We start from the raw sequence: 21,973 nt of genomic DNA on the forward strand, positions 1-21,973 counted from the left end.
TAAGCTTAGGGGTGGGCCACGCAGTGAGCCGCCCCAGCAGCCAAAGGCTGTGACAACAGTGCTCTATTATATATTTATACGCGCCTTTATTGATTTGTAGGTAAATATTATTGCACTGAGAGCAGCACTGTAAATAAACGAGAAAATACCAAACACTATTACCCCTGTTATTAAACCACCCTCAAATTCAACGTTTAGGACAAATGCACTAATGACAGCCAAAACTAAACATATGAATGTGGCAAGATACGGATTGATAGAAAAGATATTTGGCCAGAACCTCTTGCATAAAGCCCAGATCAGCAATGACGGACCTAGAAACACTATCTGTAGGATGATGCCAATCACTAAGAACATTAATTCTATCAACCTCTACCTAGATATATAACAACTACAACGGGGGCTGCTGCGTAGTGTAGGCAGTCCCGCGAAGGGCCAAAGCCCCTTAACAACCTGCTTGTATTTGTTAACTTTGACCATATTCCGATAACAGTTCCAGAGCTATAAAAGCAGGCGTTTTCCCAATGCCTTTAGAATGAGCAGACACTTCATGATGAACCCTAGACCAACCATCAATTTCCAATAACTCTTTATTGGCTCGATCTGTCATTACATCAAACTCGTAGAACTCTTTTTTCTTCGTTAGCCATGTGCCCATCCATTGAGTTCCATACTGCTCAAAGATTTCGGAACAATTCAATAGAATTCCCTCATTCGCGGACATCCCCTTTTGGGACAACAGCAAGCTCAACCATGGGTACATACTTTCATCATTTATAAATTTGTCCGCGCACTCTTTCATTTCAAGGAACGAGAGTTCATTTTGTTGTTCAGTATTCTTGTTCCGTATTCGGCGAAGCTTTTCGATATTCATGATAAAGTTAACACTCTAAAACCGGCAGCCGGAGCGCAGACTCTCCGGCACGCGTCCTTCGCGCGTAAAGTTAATTAGTATGTTATGAATTTCTCTCACGCAGCTCCCCGATAAAACTATCTACTAATGACTTGCGAACCGACATTGGCCAGCTCACTGAAAATGTAAAGGGTATTCGCCAGGTAACCAGAAAGCAGGTGATATATTCATCTTTACGCTTTATAAGTACTAATTTTCTATTCAAAGAAAGCTGACGAAACACGATATTGGGTAGTTGGCCCATTGAATCGGATGTGAAAAAGAATGAATCTAACCTACTTTTTTTCGAAAGCTTAGTCTCTAGAACCTCAACCCATTGTTTTCCATTACTTCTGAATATAGCCATTGTGTTGTTTTTTGAAAGGACTTCAAACTCTACGTCCAAATTCAAAAAATTGAATGTATACCTCATACCATTTCTCATAACGCCCTGTTAAGTGGCCAAAGTAATCGTGGTAAAGTGAGCGAAAGCGAACCACGCTTACTTTTGCTTGCGTTCATATTAATACTGGTAACACCCATAAAAATAAAATAAAACAGGAATTTACTGAACACAAAAGCCCCCTATAAGATGGCTTAAAACTCATTAGCTTCAGCTGATAAATTGAATGTAAGCTCCAAATTATAGAGTGAATAATAACCACCACAAACAGACTTGATAACGTCCAAAGTAACATTTCTACAGGACCAACTACAGTATCAGTTCTCGGCCAGTAATGACTATGACCATATAACCTCATGAGGCCATATACATAGACAAATGCAGTAACAACAAAACCTACAAAATATTTCATTAGGATTTCAAATTTTGGACTAGAAAGCATAACAGTTAATTCAAAAGAAGCTTCTTTATATCACCCTGCTTTATATTTCTACGCCCGATTTTCTTTTAAATCTCAATAAAATCAATAAGTTACCTTATTTTTGTGTAAATACGCAAGAATATATACAAAGCAGCGCCTTTATAATTCTGTATTTCTCAGCTTTACATCACCTTTGGCACCCTTTAAGTATCAATGAATTACTGAGTTTCAACCAGAAGTAGGAGCAGCTTCTGCTGGCTTTTGTTATTGAAAGTACAGCTGTACACTTTTTGATCAGCGCCAACCAATTTACATGGCCCAAAACTGATAATCTGAGGGTTATGGCTTGCTAGCCACTTGTGCCCTCTAAGCAACCCCATCACTGATATGTGTTTGCACGCGGTGTGCTCCATATCATCAGGCATAGCCTCCTATCCAAGCTGTAAGCCTAAACTTCACTGTGTTGTAAACACAGGTCGATCCCCTCTTCCTTGACCTTATTGATATCCTGATTTTTGTCACGCGGCGTCAACAGGTTCTCCTGTTGCTACCATTTTTATACGTGACGATAACGATTCTGAGGGGCTGGCTATACAGGTTCGGAAAAGCGTGATGGATTGAAATCTAGTGATGTGGAGGGGCACTTTGTATGTTAGGCGAGCCGCTTGAGGCTCCATTCAGGAAAGGATGAGCTGCGAGGAGCAGAAAAACCAAAGCATAGATTCCTTCAAAAGTGGAACCTCCATTGCTGGCAGCTAGATTAATCACTGACTCAGTACACAAGAGCTAGGGAGCATTAACAGAAATATACCTCCTTCATCAAAAGGCTAGGCATCTTCACTTAGCCTAGGCTCTGTCTTCAGCGCAATCCTGAAGGCTGCTTGAAGCAGCTGGTGGGCTCGGCGACATTCATCTGGAGGATCTGTGTATAGCAAGCCAAGCATTGAGTACACGTCTTATGACGCTGGCAAGGCTTGCTTACCCCCTGTTCCTGTCGGATAAGAGGGTCTGCTTGTTAAACACCTCCAAAACATCAGCACGGCCTCTCCGAATTCACTACCTAATCACCTTTGGCACCCTAGAGACATTCGAATCAGAGCGCGTATATCGCCTTACTAACAGAGGCGCAATGATTCTTCTTGGAATCCCGCCTTCAATTATTGGGTGCCTCAAGTTGCCCTACCCTTTTTAGGATATTCAGGCCTTTGCTCGCTGCTGCTTTTTGATCCGCACATAGATTTCTTCACGGTGGATGGGGAGTGATTTGGGTGCGCTTATGCCTATCTTCACTTGATTGCCTTTCACCTCCAGCACTGTGACTGAGACATTTGCTCCAATCCTTAGAAGTTCACCTGTCCGTCGCTTTAAGATCAACATACTTATTTCCTTCGATGGTCAAAGTTTGGGCGCTTCCGGGATGGGGAAGCTTGGGCTTAACGTTTGGAGGAAATGCGGGGTGGTGCGCGGGGGCGGTAGGCAGAGAAGAGGAAAAGGCGGGCGCTAGGCTTCCAGAGCTTGGGAACAGGCCCCAACCTGCTGAATGTACTCCACTTTATTGAAGACGAGCGGGTTTCTAGCGTATTATCCATATAGCCATTTTGATAGGTTGATTATCAATTTGGTCAGCTGGCCCCAGGTGTTCCTAGCACCTTGGGTCAGCGCCTTTTACTTACTCTTACGTCACGCTACCGTTCTCCTTTGAGGGGATGGGTCTTTTAGAAAATTCTCGGCTCTATCGAAGCTTTCAAAATCTTTTAAACTTCTGAAGCCTTTTAAAAGGCTCGCTCAATTACGGCCAAAATACCAAAAACATCTATCGATTTTACGCAGCTTTGAGATTGAAACAAACTGAATAAATTCCAATAAGATTATTTTCGCGCCTATATTTTTGGTTATTTTCGGTTAAGGAAATCTCAATCAACCATTGGAAAACTCAATTCACATTGAAATGCACTCCATGCTTTCCTTAAAAGATTAAAGAGTAATGCTCTCAGTCATACAGCTAACTAAAGGCAAAGCCGGGGAATGTGAAAGTTCACTAATAATTTAATTGGCTCATTAGTTTTATACTCGTATCCACACTCCATTGCTGAATACTGGAAGAGCAGGATTCCGTCGTAGGGATAAATATTGAGTTCAGCGTGGAGTTACCATCTTGCAAGTCACCTCTCCAAATTAGTGCTATTGCATTGTTATTTTGGGCTAAAACCAACCGTACAAGTAGCCGCTGGTAAGGTCATTTTAAATTCCAGGCTTAGCTCTCTCCTTACCAGTATTGCCAAGACATTGAAGACTCTGATTACACTTGTACTCAACAGCGCATTCGCACGGTCGTATCTAGTGAGCAACCCAAAGCTCTACTTTTTTATTGGTGGTGAGCACTTGAAGGAAGCTAAAGCACTCCCCTTTCAGTTGGAACACTATTTCGAGCCAGTAACTGGAGTGACCGGTATTTAGATCCTTAAAAACGAGGTAGGATGTGCTATATCAGCCCTCCTATCCGAGATACTTGATACCTCACCTATCCACTGGCTATGTAGCAACCATATTTTGAAAGCAGATTAAAGTCTGTAGGTGACTGCCAGTAGCTTCCTCTCAGCGTTCCTTACAATCTGGCCTACCCCCAAAATCAGCCTTCCCCAAAACCTGAACGTCAATTTCTGGTGCTCCACTTCCCCTGCCTCTATGTCAGAGATGGAGAGTCTGCAGAAAGCTCTCATGGCTATTTACATCAGAGCCACTGCCATCTGGGGCCATCAGGATAAAGCCTTAACCTTTGCCCTTGAATATGTGTACGGCCGGTATAAGTATTCTCGCTCCCATCGACAGTCTCTTTAACAACAGTACCGCGAAAACGTTGATACCATTTGCCTCTATAATTATGATCTTGAAAATTTTTTAAGCGCAACTTACAGGTTTTTGACGAAATCCCAAAATCCATTTCGGTTTCACTTAAGTCAACATTATTTTTTTCCAGTTCTTCTTTAAACTGCTCCATATAATCGCTAGTGGGCTGATAGTGGCCACTGAAATTATTAATATGCTCTATTATTCCACCTACCACCGAGATATGCCCAGCCGCAGCAACTGGTCGCCCCGAGAAAAATGCTGAATGGTGCTGAATGTCACCATTTTTGTTACCACAAAAGATACGCCCATTTTTATCCATAACGAATGCCCAAGATCCGCCAGGATTGGTATTAAGTCTCTCTCCACGCCAAAACAGAAGCCCATCTTGTATCGTAACCTGATATTTTTCTCTTTCAGCTTCACTCATATAGGGCACAACAACTCCACTATAAGTATCTTTACTTAAACCGCTATCTTTTAGCATTCCAAGTTCTTTGTATGGCATGGCAGTTATCTCCTTTATAAATGCGCTTAATAGGTAGCCATCAATAATAGCTAGTCATATTGATAACTATTTCAAGAGTATTTCTATCTCCATTCGTAAGTTTGACTCCAATGTAAATCATTGCGCTTCTGGTTACATACGCAGGGCCTTTCTTTGTGGGAAAGATACCCAACCCGGAGAGGATTTTGAGAGTCGGCATCAGTGTATTGAGGGTAGAATGCAAAAGCTAGTCGCCATCTTTGCGTTCGATGTTGCAGCCTATGCTGTGGTGAGCAACCACTACTATATTGTGTTCTATATCAGCGCAGAAGCCGCCAAAACTTGGTCCGATACCGAGATCCTTACTCCCTGATGAGGGCTTTTAAGAACTTCCGTACTAATTCAGCGCTATCTTCAAGGGAACACTCTCGATTCTAGCGAAATAGAAAAGCTCCATGAGCTTAAAGAGTGGCCATAATGAATGACTTGCCACTAGAGACCTATAAAGCATGATAAATTTCAATGAATATAATCAACCAGCAAAGACATTGGTTCTGTATTATGCGAAACAACTAAACTCTGAAATCGCTCGATCGGTTGTTTCTGGAAACTCCAATTTAGATAGTAAAGAGGAGGCAGAGTCTTTGGCTTACTTTTTCTGGAAAATGACGGATCAAGCGGTTGATGACGAAAAAGATTGCAAGATGATTGAGGGTATTTCAGATATTCAGTCTTGGCTAGAAAAAGCACTTCATATATTTAGAGGTTACTTCAAAAAGCAAGGCTATCAGCAAGAGTGGTCAGAGGGCTATGGCAAATACCATAGTGAGTAGAGTTTTATAACAAACTTCCGCCTAACTGCTATGAGGAGAGGTAGGGTCGCCACTTTTGGGAGGGGCATTCAGGTCTCAAGGGTATTTCTGGACACCCACCAAATAGAAAGTATAAACCGCCAGCCCTATTGACAAAAGGATGAAACCCTTCAGGATACTGTATATTCATACAATACAATACACGTGCCGCCGATGACTCTACCCCGAAGCACCCAGATATCTCTGGATTCAACACCTTATTATCACTGCGTTTCCCGCTGTGTACGCCGTGCATTTCTCTGTGGCAGAGATAGTAAATCCGGAAAAGATTACGAATATCGGCGCGAGTGGATTGAAAGCCGTATGTATAAATTGGCCGAGGTGTTTGCGTTAGATATTGCCGCCTATGCAGTAATGAGTAATCACTACCATATAGTGCTCTATATCGACAGAGAAGCTGCTAGCAAGTGGTCTCTCAAAGAGGTAATTACTCGCTGGCAAAAACTGTTCAAAGCTTCCAGCTTGGCTCAGCGCTATCTTCAGGGCGATACCCTCGATCACTGTGAGGTAACTAGGCTAAAAGAAGTCGATTCTCTATGGCGGGAGCGTCTAATGGATATCAGCTGGTTTATGCGCTGCTTAAACGAATCTATCGCTCGCCAGGCCAACGCTGAGGACAACTGTACAGGCCGCTTTTGGGAGGGCCGTTTTAAGTCCCAAGCCTTACTAGATGAAAGAGCCCTTGCTGCCTGCATGGCCTATGTAGACCTCAACCCGATCCGTGCCAATATTGCCAAGACCCCTGAAGACTCCGATTACACTTCGATTCAACAGCGTATTCGTGCCGCAGTCTCAGGCAAGCAGCCCAAAAGTCTACTTCCGTTTGTCGGCGGTGAGCGTTTGAGTATGCCGAAAGGGCTACCTTTTCAGCTGGATCACTATTTGGAGCTAGTAGACTGGAGTGGCCGACATTTAGATCCCAGAAAACGAGGCTGTATTGCCGAAAACACACCTCCCATCCTGGAGCGGCTTGGTATCTCACCCAAGCACTGGCTCTATCTCAACCGAAATTTTGAAAGTCGCTTTAAAGGCTTGGTAGGATCAGTGAAGGTGGTACAGCAAGCCTGTAGCCAGCTCAATAAACGCTGGGTACACGGTATTGGTGACTGCCGGCGCTTCCTCTCAGCTACCCCCCACTAATCTAGCCCTACTCCAGACATTCGATAGCACGATTGCCGGTTTTATATCCAAAAATTGCGCTACCTACAGACTGAACACAACCCCCCCTGTATTCCACCCCCCTTACCCCTAAATCAGAGAGGAAGAACCACCAAAGCTGGTGCTTGCCATGTAACGGACACTTCTCCCCCAATCTTTGGGTGTCCTGGATTTGCTTGCAGCACAAAACTTAAGCGGCAGATGAAGCTTTTCTATTTTTCTGCGCTATCCACCTACAATATATCCACCAGTCCATTCGACCTCCCTAAGCTAAAGTCGAAGTCCGATGACATCGTAATAGAAGTAATTAACCAAACTACAGAATTTGTAAAATCATCCTCTGATTTAAAAGATGGGTACTTCGATGAGGACATTAATTTTGGCGTCACTCTAATCGTTAGCTATTCAATAATTGAATGTATTGTTTTGGAAAATCCAAATGATCACGATTGACTCAGACCCCAAAATAAATCCCATATTCATTGGAGCTCGAATTTTAGTCAAACTATCTGAAAGTGACTATACACAGGTAGCGATAGAGGACCTATATGAAGATATAAAATATGAGTTTGAGACTTCATATGAAGTATTCACCTACTCACTAGACTGGCTTTACATTATTGGTGCCGTTGACTTAAATGAAAATGGGTTCATAGAGTATGCAACTGATAAAGTTGATAGTTTATAAAAACAACAAAATATTAAGAGAAGTTAACTTTAAGAAAGGCTTAAATCTAATAATAAACTCCGACTCGAGCCAATCAAAAAGCGGGAACAGCGTTGGCAAATCGACGCTTTCGAGAATTATTGATTATATATTTTTATCTTCTGGCGAAGATATTTATACCGAGCAAGAATTCAAAAAAGCCATCCCCGAAGTCTCGCAGTTTATCAATGAAAATGAAGTTATCGCAGAACTTACCTTCATTGGATTCGACAAAAACCGATACTCTGTCGCACGCTCCTTGAAAACGAAACCTCAAAAATCTAACTACTTAATAAACAATGAAGCTGTTGAAAAAAAGGAATACACAAAAATAATTACTTCCCAGATTTTCGGCTTGAATAGTGAAAAGCCTTCAATCAGGAGCCTAAGCCACAAGTTCATTCGCAACACTCATGAAAAAATGCAAAACACCACCAAGTTTTTGCACGGAAATACAAAACCAGATGTATATGATCAACTATATTTATTTCTATTTGGATTCTCTGGACTCAGCCTGCTCAAGGAAAAAGGAGAACTGAACAATAAGATATCAACAAAGAAAAAGCATTTAGCCGCGTATAGAAATCCGCACAGGGAAAGCGTTTTGGTTAAAATGATTAAACCCCTAGAGAAAGAGGAGGCTCAACTTAAAAATCGGATTTCATTGTTTGACTTCAAAGATGCACAAGAAAAAGATGTAAAAGAACTTGTTAAAATTCAGTCTGAAATATCTGATCTGACAATTGAATATTCATCCGCCACAAATAAGGTCAACTACTTAAGAAAATCAATTGAAAAACTAAAAGGCAGCGCTACAAATGTAAATGGAAAAGAGCTCTCCGAGATCTACTCTGATGCAGGCGTGTCCGTAAGCGAAGATCTAAAGCGTTCATATGAAGAATTAGTGATATTCCACAATAAAATCCTGACCAACAAAATAAAGATTATTGAAAAAGAGCTTCATTCTTCGATAGAAAAGTTGGATCAATTTAAATCAGATATCAACCTCCTTCAAGAATCTGAGTCCAGCATATTTAGAGGCATAAGAGAACCTAGCGCCCTGAAGTCAATAGGCCAGATGTATAATGATTTATCTACAGTTCGAGAAGAAATGGGTAAGGTTCAGGTATTGCTTGAAAAAATTGAAGAAACTAAAAAAAGCATCACCACATTAGAACTCAGAAAAACCGAAGTCGTAGACGAGATTTACAACAATAGAGAAACACTTGATCGAAATGTTGAAGTTTTTAACGGATATTTCGGCGATCTTAGCAAGTCTTTTTATGACGAGCGTTATATTTTTGACTTGATATTTGATGCCGAGAAAGAAAAATGTGAATTCAATATTGCATGCGTAACGCCAAACTCAACCGGAGGGAAAAAGAAAGGGGAGTTGAGCGCATTCGATATGGCGTATATAAATTTCATCAGAAGAAACAAGCTGAAGCGACCGACCTTCGTTATTCATGACAGCATAGAAGATGTAGACATCAACCAAGTTTATTCTATTTTTAAAAGCTCAGAAAAAATAGAAGGACAATATATTGTATCAGTCCTCAACGATAAAATTTCCGGTGAAAAGTTTAAGGCTTTCAAAGACCATTCAGTAATCCTCGAACTATCCGAAGACGACAAGTTCTTCAAAATATAGCCCCTGAAAATTAGAGCAACCTCAAGGCTAAAGGAATTTTTATCACACTCATGGAGAAAAACGGCTTCCCTGAGCTAGAGCATCTGCATCTGCATCTGCATCTATCAAAGGAAAACGCCCTAGGATTGGACGTCCCACCATATTCGTCCGAAATGGCCAAAGGTTCAGGAAAATCAGGCTCGATTTACCAGAGTAAGAAAAACTTGAGACCAAGAAAAGCGCCGACCTACTTCTTGGAAGATCATGGTTACACTGTAATGGGCGAAGAGAGTCGACGAATCAAAATGGTTCATTCTCTAATGTGCCTAGTAACTCATGAAGAACATCATAATGGCTCGATGACAAGAATCAGTAAGACAGGAGATGAAACCATACTATTAAGACCATACTTTGTGATGTCGCCGACTGCAGAATTCACGAAAGAATATTTCCGCTTGATCATTAGTAAAGCCTCGAAAGCCGCAGAGAATACGCTCAAGCTTAAAGCCTGGTTTCAGTATTATGAGGCTCCCGAGGGCTGCCATACCTTCAAGTCAGACCAGCGCATGGTGGGGTGCGCAAGTCACGAGAAGCGCGCAAGGCAGGAGCTTGACCGCCTCTACAGCCAAGGTCAAATTACTGCAACCAAAAGCTTATAATTAGCGAGACCATAGGCCTCCTGATAGCTATCCCTAATTGCTACATCCCGCTCAGCTGACCACCCACTTCAGTAAGGCTGCCCTTTTTCGCTGGACTTAATATGGGCTTAAACCCCACCCACAAAAAAACCCGCTAAAAAGCGGGTTTTTTGGCCGTTGTTATGCAACGATATATATGGTCGGAGCGGCCGGATTTGAACCGACGACCACCACACCCCCAGAAGAACTGGTACAAAAACCTAACCCATTGTTTTCAAACGATTTAATAGTTGGAATAGCCGCCTATACAAGCAGCGTCGAAAATAGTGACGAAGCTGTACAAACATACACCACTTTGCTAACCGGTACGATGATACCTAATTGACGCCTTAACCACCCCTTCCACGTAGAGCCTTTGCCGATCTACAAATTAATACTCCTTTGTGGTTGCTATCAATCGGCCAGATGAGTGGAAGAAAATTACTAGTTGGCGTAAATTCGTACCAAGGCATTGGCCATAACGGCCCAATAGCAATTTTCAGTTAGTAGTCAAAAAGATAAAGGTAAGAAAGTGAACAGTTACTCCGAGCCACAAGGAAACCCCATAATCACCCTGTCTATGTATGCAATATTGACGGTGATTTTTGCTGTTATTTCACACAAACTAGCAAAAGAAAAAGGTAGAAACGTAGCGCTTTGGACAATTCTAGGTTGTATCCCTCTCGTTAATATCTGGTGCCTTTTTTATTTCGTGGGTGCTGCGAACTTACGATTAGAGAAGAAGATTGATGAGTTTTTAGCCAAAACAAAGTAGACCGTGTACCAACATCATAGGAGGTGCCCGCAAAGCTACTTGTGGGCACCTGCTAATAAAGGGGCGTGACCAGCGAGCCCTCTACTTCTTCAGCAAGTCCCGGAGCTGGGCCTGCTTCTCGTTCAGGGTGTTCAGCTCATCTACAAGGGCATTGGTTGCCGCATCCAGATTGTTCACCTGCACCTTTAACATGTCCCTAAGCTTCGGGTCGGCAGTGTCTGCGGTCATATCAATAGTGTTCAAGCAAGCGCGTATCTCGGCTTCAACCTCTATGAATGTCATGGTCCAACTCCTTCTTTCCGTCGACACAGGGGCAATCTACCAAAATACTGTATATATATACAGTATCGATAGCAAAAAGAAGATGGCGCCCACGCTAGCGGGCTTAGAGGGTCAGGATATACAGGTTTTTATGGGTGCTGAGTGGCTCTTTGGGTGATTGGTAGACGGAGGCTTTAGATAGAGTTAGTTAAATTAATTCGACTCTATTAGGGAGGCGCCTCTCATTTCATTGACTTACAGCATAATTTCTACACCTAGCGCTATTTTATACTGAGCCACACAAACCATAGATGATAATCATGAACAATTCTTGGACGCTGTAAAAGGACTAGTCAGTAAATGGAAATTAAGTACCAGAACGGAAAGAGAATAACCAAGCACAAACATGAATTGTCTCATCTAGAGTCGATGATTCAAGACTACGAGCAAAAGGCAGAAAAATTCTACAGCGGGGGCAATGCGGTAAACTCCTTAGATAAAGAGAGGAAGGCAGAAAGGGAGAAGGCTCTGAAATATTTGGACCAAGAGCGCAGAACCATTGAAGCCATGATGGACGTTCAAGAACAGCTTGCTAAGTATCGAGCGGTAGGTGAAGGAGCCCTTAGCGGTACACTAAAGGAAAGGACGGATACTCTTCAGGTAATGGAGAAAGAAAAACACCACCCCACCGATACGCTAGAAAAGTACATGCGAGCCGAGGGAGTGCCCAAGCCGAGTCCACTACATACTGCGCACCACATTGTGCCAGGTAAAGGAAAGCTACCAGTCGTCACAGGTAGAGCCCGGATGCACCTCCATCGTCATGGGATCCGTATAAATGACCCAGCGAATGGAGTTTATCTAGTCAGAAGAGATGATGATACTCCACACTGGTCTATGCCAGAATCGACAGGCCACTTAACATATCATACCCATGAGTATGAGCGATGGGTCGCTCGACGTATACAAGGGTTTCGCGATATGGATACGATCAAAACTCAACTTCAGGTAATCGGGAGAATACTCCAAGAAAATGAACCCGATACCGCTATTACCGAAATTAAAAACGGAGTTATCTGATGCCTGCAATTTACGCAATTCGTGACGACGGCTTTCGGTTTAAAAACCTAGACTTAAGTATTCTGGATATTGCCAGGCACGCACCAGATGACTCCGATCCAGACTCAATCCTAGATTTTAGCCTGCACAATACTGCGATGGCTGCCTGGTGGCCCCCCATGGGAGCACACTTTTTAAGCAATGAAGGATTTGAGGGGTCCCCTATTCCAGATATATCATCTGGACTGGGTGCCACGCTGGTACTGTCCCCAAAGGCCAAGCGTTACCTTGGAGATTTGCTGGAAAGCTATGGGGAGCTGCTACCCGTTGAAGCAGAAGGTGAAGTCTACTATCTCTTCAATTGCCGCACTTTTGGTCAGGAAGATTTAGAGGTTTCCCAGCATGAATACCTTGGTGATACCCCTATCTCTTTGAAAGCTCTAGCTTTCACCGATGATGCCGAAAAGCTAGCAACCTTTAAATCCAAATTTGAGAACTGCGCGACTGTATTTTGCAATGAGCAGTTTAAACGTGCTGTAGAGAAATTTGAGCTAACTGGCATTAGCTTTGATGAGAACCTAGTTGAGCAGTTTGGCTGAAGAACAGCAAATGGGAGGCAAAACCTCCCCTATTCCTCTAATAATCCCAGAATCTGGGCTGACTTTCCGGAGAGAGCTGCAGCCCATGCTTCTTAGCTATGACATAGACTCATTTTGGCCACACCCGAGACAGTGGTAGTAGGGTCCAAACCTGCCTGTACGAAATTCAACCGGCCCGCCACAGCGGAAACAGGAATATTCCTCTCCCTGACTCCAGCGCCAAAGCCGCAAGCCTGGAGGGAAAGCAAACAATATTCCGAGGCAAAATAAAACTAAACCACCCCAGCCCGACAACCAATATGCTCCCGCTACCATCTTTTCAAACATTGGGTGAGTAAAAAACAAAGGTATAATCTTTCCTAACACTACTATTGCCAGGAAGGACAGTAGAAAAAATAAAATTGAATAGTGGAATAATTTCAAGAACATCCTTGTCTGCATAGAAAACCTTTAACCTGCGTTATTGCTTCTTAGCGCTGCAAATTGCCGCGCCTCATCTTCTGTTAGAGCCAATCCATACTTCTCCACTATCGCCATGAAGCGCTGCACATAGATTACCTGGACGGGCTCATAGGGTGGCATCCACTCATCAGGGCCTTTGTCACCCTTGCTTTGGTTCCGGCCATCATCGACTAGCCACAGATTCTCAGGGTCTTCTGCAAACTGCCGCTTCAGCTCTACAGTCCAATTGGCACCACCGTGCCCATGCGCCCAGGACAGCGGCACGATGTGTTCAACATCCAGGTCAGAAGCCAGATTGAAAAATTGGCCGGTGTATGGGTCCAGCCAGAGGCCGGTGTCTACCGTGCACTGCTTGTCATTCGTGAAGGTTACTGGAGCCAGGGAGAACTGAACTAGCAGCTCATGACGTGTGCTCTGGCAGTCTCTGTCAGCATCAGACCAGCGTGGCAGCCACTCGTGGCGGTCGTATTCGCTGGTATTGGCTACAGCCTCAAAACAACCAGACAGAGCGGTGGATAGGATAATTGGTAGTAATAGGCGCATGACAACCCCTCTTTATTATTTAGAGGGATCGTACTGCAGATGACTTAGCAGAACAATCACACTCCATTTCTTTAAAGGCGTTACAGTAAACAATTTATTATTATAGAAAGACCATTCTCACCCCGAATAAGGCCGCAAGTGTTTCATTAACTACTTTCGCTTATTAAGCCTCTTCTGCTATTGAGCTGGCCTTAAAAAACTTTAATTTCCCTCTGTCCTTAACAACAACCGTAGATTGAAATAGTTTCGTATTGAAGCGCGGAACAAGTTTTGATCCCCCATGATGAGATTGCTTGATGACCTCGCTAATTAAAACCATGTTCTCATCAATATGGGATATCTGTATGACAAGGTCGTCATGGACTGTAGAAAATGGCATATTCGCAATCATGTCAAAATGAGATTTATATTGATCAAGATTTAAAGATTCGACTCTACCATTAGGATGAGTAACAGTAATTACAAAATCCTCATGAAAAAGGGCTAATAGACCTCCGATATCGTTATTCTTAACAAAACTATCCTTATTTTTTAAGAGAGCAAGCACATCCTCTTCGCGAATTTCAGAGTAAAAAAAATCGACTTTTGAAAAAACTGTAATTAAACCTACAACAATCGCCAAAACCGTCGCTATAAATTTTACTCTACTATCCAGCCAATCGAATTTTTTCACTTATATTTCCTCACCTCACATAAATACTTTAACATTAAAAGAAATCCCTACACCCAGATTTTTAACAGCCAAACTGTTTGATCTGAAAGGGACAGCTGGAACACAAGAGCGTCCCAGCCTACCAGGAGCTTAAAGCTTAGTCAGTACTTTTTGTGAAATACAAGCTGTCTTCCACTAGATTCCCGGTGCTTGGATTGACAACATACCAAGTCAACTCGTAGTCTCCAGCCTCAAACCAAGCAGGTATATTTAGGTAATTTCGTGTGTAGTCCTTTGCTTCAGAATAATTCAATACGACATCCCGTGATTTATGAATGGGATAATTAGTCCCATTGGGAAGTTTGAGAACACTCCATTGTTCGAGTGTAACCAATGATTGCGTATAGTCTAAGTTACGAATACTTGCATCATAATTAACTCTTCCCCCATAAGAAGGAACTGAAAACTCAGCCGGCTCGTCAATCTCGATCGCCAGCTGGATGTCAGAGGATTCACCTTCGACAATTAGCTCAACGTCCCAGAACTCCACGTAACCATCAACCGCTTCGATTGAAAACTTAGCTTCCCCATCGAGAAGGTTTTTCGCCAAGAGAGAATTTTGGTCTAAACAGAGACTAACATCCTGTAGCTCTGAGACAGGGTTGGGATTTTCCGGAGTTGGATCATCGACGGTGTAAACCATAGACATCGGATACAATATCTCATAGGACATATGGCAGGGCTTAACATATTCCGGTCCTACAATAACAGCCATCCTGTCAGCATTTCCGCCTTTAACTTTGGTTTTGATACAAACTTGTTCAATGGCATCAAACTGATGGGCAATATCTAAATCCACCTCATGCTCAACTCTATCTTCGAAGCTGAAGGGATACGGCTCGCCTAGGTCTATTGTTGTACTGATCGTATCTGCCTGAACCAATGTCGATGCGCAGATTAAAGTAAAGCCAGCGATAGATTTTTTCAGCACGGCCTTGTGCAGAGGGCAGCTTGCATTCATTTTTTTCAAAATCACAATCCATTTAATACATTGAGAGATACAAAAATACTTCTGACAGTTTTTAGAGTCGAACCCTGATAAAGTAAGACCAGCTCCTTGAAAATCAAATATTTACAGGATGTCTTGGCCGTTCTAATCTGCGAAAAGTAACTTTATTGGTTTACTAGGCTAAAACTGTCCTAAGTATTGTATTTCACCCTTTCCTACCCCTACAAAATTTTTTCCTCTCTAACCGTACCAGATATAATAAAAGCTAAAGGCGACACCACTAATTATTCTCATTATCCCAATAAATATTTTTATGCGAGTAAAGATTGCGTAACCACCTCGGCCAAATTTCTGCCTGCATCCTCTATAACCATCAACAATGTCTCCGGGCAGTTGGCCACCAGTTGTTTTAGTTATCCGCTAGGGATCGCCATCGCCGCAATGGAACTATGCACAGCCAGGCGGTTGGCTACCTCGACAATACAGCTCGCTACCAGATCTGCTGCATGGTCGGCGACACTTACCGTCTGTCCAGCATCCGTCTGTAGTGTTTGGGTTGTTACATAAACTTTATCCATTTCATCACCGGCCGCATCGGTCTGCACATTGTTCTGGTCGTCAATCACGGCGATGGTGCACTTCAATACCGCTGCGGCCTGGGCGTCGGCGGTTGCGGGCTCTGTGGCCTGGGTAACCGTCGCACGAACAATAGTGCCTGCACTGTGGCCATCATCAATGCTGTAGGCGAACTGCCAGGCCGCTAAGCCTGGAACATCATTTAAAGGGGAAAAGCTGGGCATTCTTGCTGCTCCTTAGGGTTTGTAGATTGCGTTATGGGTGATTATTCGGTGCTGGGGATCAATGCCAGCGGCATAACTGATATTGCCAACAGATATCTTGTATACAGTGCGCAGTCCCGCACATTCGACACTGGTCACCGGCTCCCAAGTTAGCGGCTCGTCTTCGTGCAACACGCCCAGCTCAACACCTTGGCAGTCCTGGGCCAGGTAGACACGACCAAACTTATCTGTAACCGGGGTTTCTCTACTGCAAATAACCTGAGCACCGCTCTCCATAGTCAGCAGCACGCAGGGGATTTCCTGTTGGGGACTTGTCGCTTCAATAGGGGCCAGATGGGTATCACTGTCGCCCAAGTCCCAGCAGTCGATCAGGTCGCCAGTCTCACAGTTATCGGCCAGTAAGCCCTTACGTAACCAGCTTCCTGCAGCAACACAATACGGATCAGTGGGGGTTGTAGTACCGCCTCCATTAGCGGGGGTTTGAATGGTTCCCACCGCGCGACGGCCAATACCGGCTGCCAACTGCCAAATCTGGGTGGTTGCGTAGTAAGTGACCCCGCCCCCGTCATAGCCTGGATCATCTACATAAACGTAATAAGTAGTGGAAAAATTAAGACCGGTAATTGATCCACTGTTATAGCTAACAGTAAAACCAGCGTACTGAACCGAGTGGGAAGAGATTGTTATTTTTGCTGTAGAGCCGTTATCTGAGGCAGATAGCACAGTGCTGCTTGTTGGCAAACTCGCCACTGAGCCCATATTTTGCTGTAGGCTGCGCTGGTCTGCGATTTGACCCTCTGCATTAAGGCCGCTGAGATATTGAGAAAACCCAATAAGGGGACGCGGATTTTGGTAAACACCTCCGCTATCGACCACCTCAGTTGCCGACAGATAAATCTCCCCAATAATCAACAGTTTTTCCGTTGGCGTAAATGAAACCCGCTTAGTCGTAGACCCGTCCCAGTAGTGATATTGGTACTGCCCCCGCTCAATAGATACCGGCAGCGCTGAGCGGCTTGAGGTCCAGGAGCCATCCGTATCTGTGACAATATAAAACTGCCCCGACAGGCTTGGATTCAGCTGAACAGCCGGAACGGCCACTCTCTTTCCATCCCAGATAAACCAGCCTGGCAAATTGCCACCGGGATTGCCGTTGGAATCAAAGCCGCACAATTGCGCCTCGCCCGGGTTCGCATCATCCCCCAGGGTCGATCCACTATTTATTTTCAGGTAAAGACCATTCCCTGTAGGTTCGACCTTGTCAATGCGGACATAATCCAACTGTGTCCGCCCTACCTTATCGCCACCATGATTGGCAATAACTAACGGGGAAAAAGAGCGCACATCAGCATGCAGCTTTGCAGGCTGCGCAATCGTATTTTCCCCCGTCGCATTTATTTCCGCATCAGCGCTAGCATTACCTTGAAAATAACCGGTGTACTCTTGCCAGCCATCGCCTGCTGCAGCCAATCCAGAACAGGCCACATAATGCTGGCCAGAATAGGAATCATTTCCTGTGCGACCGCATAATGTGCCGTCAGCACGATAAGCACTCAGCCCGATATACAACTTTCTGTCTGTATCTCCCTCATCACCTACCCATACGCGCGCCTTGATGCGGTAGAGTTCGCTGGGATCAAATGGGAAGCGCTCAATATACTCAATATATGCCAAACCATCCGAAGCGAAATTGCCACTACCGTCACCACCGATACGCAACACATTGCCGCCAGCTCGCGCTCCAGAATCATTGGTGTTCACATAGTAAATATTGCTATCGCTATTACCCGCAACAATTGGCCAATCATTTATTGCTGTGGTATCCAGAAATGCATCGACAAAAACCGAAGCAGAGGCCTGTTGGGCACGCAGCTGGGCACGGCGCACACTCTGCATCGAGCCAATTAATATTCCGTCATCGGTAAACTGTCCGCTGGTCTCATCGTATCCAATCACATTGCGGGTAGCATAAAAGGCCTGCTCACGGTTTGCCTTAACGATAGCGCTTAAAAGTATCGCTTTTTGCTCATAGGCATACTCCCAATTATTATCGAAAATAGTGCGGCTGATTGAGGTATCGTCCTGACGACTATCCCAAGCCGGCACCAATCCCTGCAGGTAACTAGTCAGCGCCGTTAAGGCATTCGTAAATGCCGCACGCTCCGCATCGAGCGCAGTGCCGAAATTACTGGCCAGCGTATCTAATTCGGTTTGATCATTGACCAACTGGTTATATTCGCGGATAAGCTGCAACTTTTCGTTCTTGTGAAGTACACCATCGGCAGAGATGTTGCCAAGGTCTTCAAGGGCGGCTTCTGCATCCTGAGAGGCCTCTTCTGCTGCATCCAGTGCGGCCTGAAGATCTGGATCGATTGCCGGGTCTTCATGATCTGGGTAAGCAATACGGGATTTGGGCACAAACAGCAGACGCACGGCATTGGTACCGAGACAAGTGGCACCCAACCCCGCAAGCCCTGGACTATCCGGGCTATCGCCATAGCAAGCAATGATTTTGCTATTCGTAAGCACCGGCATCGGGTTATCAGTGCCGTCCACTAAAAGAACAACTCCACCCGGTGCGCCGCCACCACCACTTCCACCGTAATTACCCGGGGAGCCAGATAATTTTGTGCCCGGAGATCCATCTCCGCCAGAGCTATCAATTTTTCCGCTGACCCCAAATGCAATGCCCCGGGCAATAACTACTATCCCCGCACCGCCGTCTCCTCCAGCACCACCTAAACCGCTAGGGTCATAGGCCCGATCCCCAGGTTGATAGTGATAGGATTTACCTCCCTCCGCTCCGCCACTACCACGCAGATCATCAGGAATGCCCTGCAATTCGCCACCATAGTTTTCAATATTAAGCTGCGGCATTATTTCGTTGCGACCAACAACCAGCTCACCACTGCAAGCAGAAGTCGCTGGGGCTGAATAAGATAAGCCTGACATCTTTCCAGAGCCCCCGCGACACGACCCTAGAAAACCCCTGTTCCTGTTGCCAGGGATACCAATCAATTCTCCCTCTATCTGCATTACGCCTCGAATGCGAAGCTCAACATTGTCACTAACAGAAAGGATCTTCCCTGCTGGAATCGTCAGATCTCCGGTATGAAAGTAAATCACCCGACTGCTGGTATCGCCGGCTAAAAGACCATCGGTCATCAGAAAACCGCTGGCATCAATGCTGAGGCCGGCAGCCGCCATTGCAGTGCCCTCACTCTCATACCACTCATCTGGCAATTCAGCGCTGGTGCTTTCGGATTGATCGGCAATCATGCCAGCAGGTTGGTAGCTTCCGAACAGGTCAACACTGACCGCACCCGTCACCTGATTAATGCTGACTCTCTGAACCTCCATAGCCCGATCTAAGCTGTATTCATCCATCCCTAAGGCAGGAAGTAGCCGGATGTAATCCAGCTCATAGCTATAGTCTGCAGTGTGGTCATGGCCAATATCGATGCGGATTAACTCGATATCACCACCGGCCCAGTCGCTCTCTTGAGAAAGGTCTAATACAAGCTCCTGCCACTCGTCTTTAGCACTATTCATGCGTTCGATAAGATCGAGCATCTCATCTGCACCTGCGGCAAAATAGCTACTGTCGCCAGTGTATTTGTAAAATACCTTGCTGCCGGTACCTGCAGCGATCAGTCCATCACTAGTACGACGTGCGCGCATTTTTATATAGGGTAAATCTGCACCAGAAAAAGTGGGCGAGAAAGTGCGGCTAATCCAGGGGTTCTCCCCAACTACATTAACCACCAGCACTCCATCATTCACACTGGATGAGGTGATGCCATCACGAGGTATCCAGCCTTCATTATCACTGGCGAAATTATATTCATAGGGGCGATCCCCTCGGATCGAGTGATCGCGCACCTGCGGTAAACTCACTCGCACTATATCCCCTACTTCCAGGTCATTCTTACTTGGGAGTAGGCCTAGGCGCAGGCTCAATGGAGGGCCGGCAAAGCGATCCCGCAACGCGTCGAAAGTGTTTTTAACTGTGGTGTAGGTGTGGCGGGAGTTGTGCAGCCCGCGAAATTCCAGCGTGTGCTGTTTGGCTTCGCCGTGGGTGGCAATGGAGTCTGCATCAATCAGGTTATTGGAGCGCAAATATTTGCCGTCGAATCCGGGCTGCTCGTACCAGCTCCACTGAACAGTAAATATATTGCGCAGACCCGTCAGGCTATATTTCAGTTCGCCGAGGCTAGTGACATCGTCAGGGCCGATCGCTGCCACTGTGCCAGCATCGGCGAGCACTCCGGCCATGCGGCGGAAGCCCAGCTGGCCAGAGGCATTAACGGGCATATAGGCGCCGAGCAATAAATTGATCTCGGACTCAATAAACTTTTTACCGTCGGTTTTTTCGAGGCCGTCAAAACGCAGAATCTTGCCTTTGGTGTGATCGCTGGGCTTATACCAGTCTGAGCCAACATTTTCGAACTGATCAAGCACTACATAATTTGGATCTATTCCTAAATGCCAGTTGCTGGGCAACACATCATTGGTACCCAAGATAGCACCTGTCAGCAGCGCATAGGCCAGCTGAGGGCCAGGGCCTTCCAGGTAGACAAACTCTTCTACCTCTACCCCGCTTTCATCATCGCTGTCTTCTGGCAGTACATGGTCACGAGCATACGTACCGAACAGGCCTCGACTACAGCCAGTAAAACTACTATCGGTTTTACCGGTAGCCCGAAAAATTTCGAAACCGTCCTGATATTTAATTTTCAGATAATAGACAGATTGGCTCGGGGCGTCACCGTAGGCCGTGGTGTGTGGGTTTGGCTCAAAACTGCTGGTATCATATACCTGCAATGTATCATCAGATTTAGAGAAATCCGCAGCTAGGCGCGTGCTGTTAAGCACAAAAATATCGCTGCGCATTTCCCGCTGAATATCCCGGCAGCGCACCTTGTACAAGCCCGTGGAATAACTAATGGATTCCTCAGCAATCTGGGTTTGTTCCAGTCGAAAATTCGCCCAGCCGAGGCCGGCAAAACCGCGATACAAACGCACAGTAACCCCTTTAATACTGCGGCCCTGCTCCAACTCATCGCGCAGTACATAGGAAAACTGACCAGCAATATCGACCACCTCAAAACTAATTGCCCCGATCTCGGCGCGACCCTGCTCGGGAATCAATTTCTGGCTGGTCGAGCTGCATTTTTTTAACGCCCCAAGAATCGCATTAACAGGCAGGCCGGGAATATCGTTATGACTAGTGATATACAGCGGAAGGTCATAGCCAATCTCAATAACCAACCGCAGCTCACGCTGTGGGGACTGGTTATGTATGTCAAAGATTTCAGAGTTGTTTCGCACGTTAGATCTCTATCGCTGTAAATGACACGTAGAACTCACATGCTCCATACCGCATTTCATGGAATGAGTTTCGCTTGAGTCGGAATACAGAGCTAGCTTTTCCTCCAGGGATATCAGAGGTATCTAACTCAAAGGTCTCGCCGTTTGTGCAGCTCGCTTCAAACTCACGCCAATATTGCAGCTGTTCTTCAGAAAAGGGTGATACAGTCAATTGCCATTCAATATCTCGCCGATAAAGAATGCTTTCAGTATTTCCTGACAGTGCCGCATGCTCTTTACCTACAGGTTTAGAGGTCCGATCGCATTTCGTAACGGCAAAAGAGATAGACCCAGGGGAGCTATCCACCAGATCCCTTGTTGGGGTGTAGTTAATGCTCGGCATAATTTTT

General features: G+C 45.1%; 18 protein-coding genes. 8 read left to right on the top strand and 10 right to left on the bottom strand.

Translation table 11 applies throughout. The annotated features are described in order from the left end of the window. Positions 1–466: 466 nt before the first annotated feature. From ACJJI1_RS00185 to ACJJI1_RS00195, 3 genes are all read right to left on the bottom strand, one after another. Positions 467–874, bottom strand: a complete 408-nt coding sequence (locus ACJJI1_RS00185) for a hypothetical protein (protein WP_444958203.1) — start codon at positions 872–874, stop codon at positions 467–469. 2,039 nt (positions 875–2,913) lie between these two features. Then, positions 2,914–3,093 carry a carbon storage regulator CsrA gene (gene csrA / locus ACJJI1_RS00190; protein ID WP_444893306.1) on the bottom strand — a complete coding sequence of 60 codons (180 nt, stop codon included), beginning with the start codon at positions 3,091–3,093 and terminating at the stop codon, positions 2,914–2,916. Positions 3,094–4,447: 1,354 nt separating this feature from the next. Further along, a complete protein-coding gene (locus tag ACJJI1_RS00195; protein ID WP_444958204.1) occupies positions 4,448–5,071 on the bottom strand; it encodes an IQM protein middle domain-containing protein in 624 nt (207 codons plus the stop codon). A 217-nt stretch (positions 5,072–5,288) separates the two neighbouring features. Between ACJJI1_RS00195 and ACJJI1_RS00200 the strand changes: the two genes are divergently transcribed. The 6 genes from ACJJI1_RS00200 (at position 5,289) to ACJJI1_RS00225 (ending at position 10,075) form a co-directional block, all read left to right on the top strand. After that, positions 5,289–5,423: a hypothetical protein gene (locus ACJJI1_RS00200; protein ID WP_444936263.1), complete on the top strand. Its 135-nt coding sequence runs from the start codon at positions 5,289–5,291 to the stop codon at positions 5,421–5,423. Between the two features lie 136 nt (positions 5,424–5,559). Continuing rightward, positions 5,560–5,883: a hypothetical protein gene (locus ACJJI1_RS00205; RefSeq protein ID WP_413662658.1), complete on the top strand. Its 324-nt coding sequence runs from the start codon at positions 5,560–5,562 to the stop codon at positions 5,881–5,883. Positions 5,884–6,075: 192 nt separating this feature from the next. Next, positions 6,076–7,062, top strand: coding sequence for a transposase (locus ACJJI1_RS00210; RefSeq protein WP_444936265.1), 987 nt, complete (start codon positions 6,076–6,078; stop codon positions 7,060–7,062). Between the two features lie 457 nt (positions 7,063–7,519). Further along, the gene (locus ACJJI1_RS00215; protein ID WP_444958205.1) at positions 7,520–7,768 is read left to right on the top strand and encodes an ABC-three component system middle component 6; all 249 of its coding nucleotides are present in this window, start codon (positions 7,520–7,522) and stop codon (positions 7,766–7,768) included. Then, the gene (locus ACJJI1_RS00220) at positions 7,740–9,437 is read left to right on the top strand and encodes a DUF2326 domain-containing protein (RefSeq protein ID WP_444958206.1); all 1,698 of its coding nucleotides are present in this window, start codon (positions 7,740–7,742) and stop codon (positions 9,435–9,437) included. Before ACJJI1_RS00215 ends, ACJJI1_RS00220 begins: the two co-directional genes overlap by 29 nt. 50 nt (positions 9,438–9,487) lie before the next feature. Beyond that, positions 9,488–10,075, top strand: coding sequence for a hypothetical protein (locus ACJJI1_RS00225; protein WP_444958207.1), 588 nt, complete (start codon positions 9,488–9,490; stop codon positions 10,073–10,075). An 874-nt stretch (positions 10,076–10,949) separates the two neighbouring features. Here the strand turns inward: ACJJI1_RS00225 and ACJJI1_RS00230 are convergent. After that, positions 10,950–11,150, bottom strand: a complete 201-nt coding sequence (locus ACJJI1_RS00230) for a hypothetical protein (protein WP_444958208.1) — start codon at positions 11,148–11,150, stop codon at positions 10,950–10,952. A gap of 408 nt (positions 11,151–11,558) precedes the next feature. Between ACJJI1_RS00230 and ACJJI1_RS00235 the strand changes: the two genes are divergently transcribed. Together ACJJI1_RS00235 and ACJJI1_RS00240 are read left to right on the top strand one after the other, a co-directional pair. After that, positions 11,559–12,209: an AHH domain-containing protein gene (locus tag ACJJI1_RS00235; protein ID WP_444958209.1), complete on the top strand. Its 651-nt coding sequence runs from the start codon at positions 11,559–11,561 to the stop codon at positions 12,207–12,209. After that, positions 12,209–12,787 carry a hypothetical protein gene (locus tag ACJJI1_RS00240; protein WP_444958210.1) on the top strand — a complete coding sequence of 193 codons (579 nt, stop codon included), beginning with the start codon at positions 12,209–12,211 and terminating at the stop codon, positions 12,785–12,787. Before ACJJI1_RS00235 ends, ACJJI1_RS00240 begins: the two co-directional genes overlap by 1 nt. 450 nt (positions 12,788–13,237) lie before the next feature. Here ACJJI1_RS00240 and ACJJI1_RS00245 read toward each other — a convergent pair whose 3' ends face one another. The 6 genes from ACJJI1_RS00245 to ACJJI1_RS00270 form a co-directional block, all read right to left on the bottom strand. After that, the gene (locus tag ACJJI1_RS00245; RefSeq protein WP_444958211.1) at positions 13,238–13,792 is read right to left on the bottom strand and encodes an HNH endonuclease family protein; all 555 of its coding nucleotides are present in this window, start codon (positions 13,790–13,792) and stop codon (positions 13,238–13,240) included. A gap of 163 nt (positions 13,793–13,955) precedes the next feature. Continuing rightward, positions 13,956–14,465 (bottom strand): hypothetical protein, encoded by a 510-nt coding sequence (locus ACJJI1_RS00250; protein ID WP_444958212.1) that lies wholly within the window; start codon positions 14,463–14,465, stop codon positions 13,956–13,958. 136 nt (positions 14,466–14,601) lie between these two features. Next, positions 14,602–15,465: an RbmA family biofilm matrix protein gene (locus tag ACJJI1_RS00255; protein WP_444959415.1), complete on the bottom strand. Its 864-nt coding sequence runs from the start codon at positions 15,463–15,465 to the stop codon at positions 14,602–14,604. A 401-nt stretch (positions 15,466–15,866) separates the two neighbouring features. Continuing rightward, the gene (locus ACJJI1_RS00260) at positions 15,867–16,253 is read right to left on the bottom strand and encodes a hypothetical protein (RefSeq protein WP_444958213.1); all 387 of its coding nucleotides are present in this window, start codon (positions 16,251–16,253) and stop codon (positions 15,867–15,869) included. A 12-nt stretch (positions 16,254–16,265) separates the two neighbouring features. Next, the gene (locus tag ACJJI1_RS00265; RefSeq protein ID WP_444958214.1) at positions 16,266–21,584 is read right to left on the bottom strand and encodes a hypothetical protein; all 5,319 of its coding nucleotides are present in this window, start codon (positions 21,582–21,584) and stop codon (positions 16,266–16,268) included. Between the two features lies 1 nt (position 21,585). Further along, positions 21,586–21,966, bottom strand: coding sequence for a hypothetical protein (locus tag ACJJI1_RS00270; RefSeq protein ID WP_444958215.1), 381 nt, complete (start codon positions 21,964–21,966; stop codon positions 21,586–21,588). Positions 21,967–21,973 lie beyond the last annotated feature (7 nt).

It is taken from the genome of Microbulbifer maximicatervae (SeqCode), from assembly GCF_052467065.1.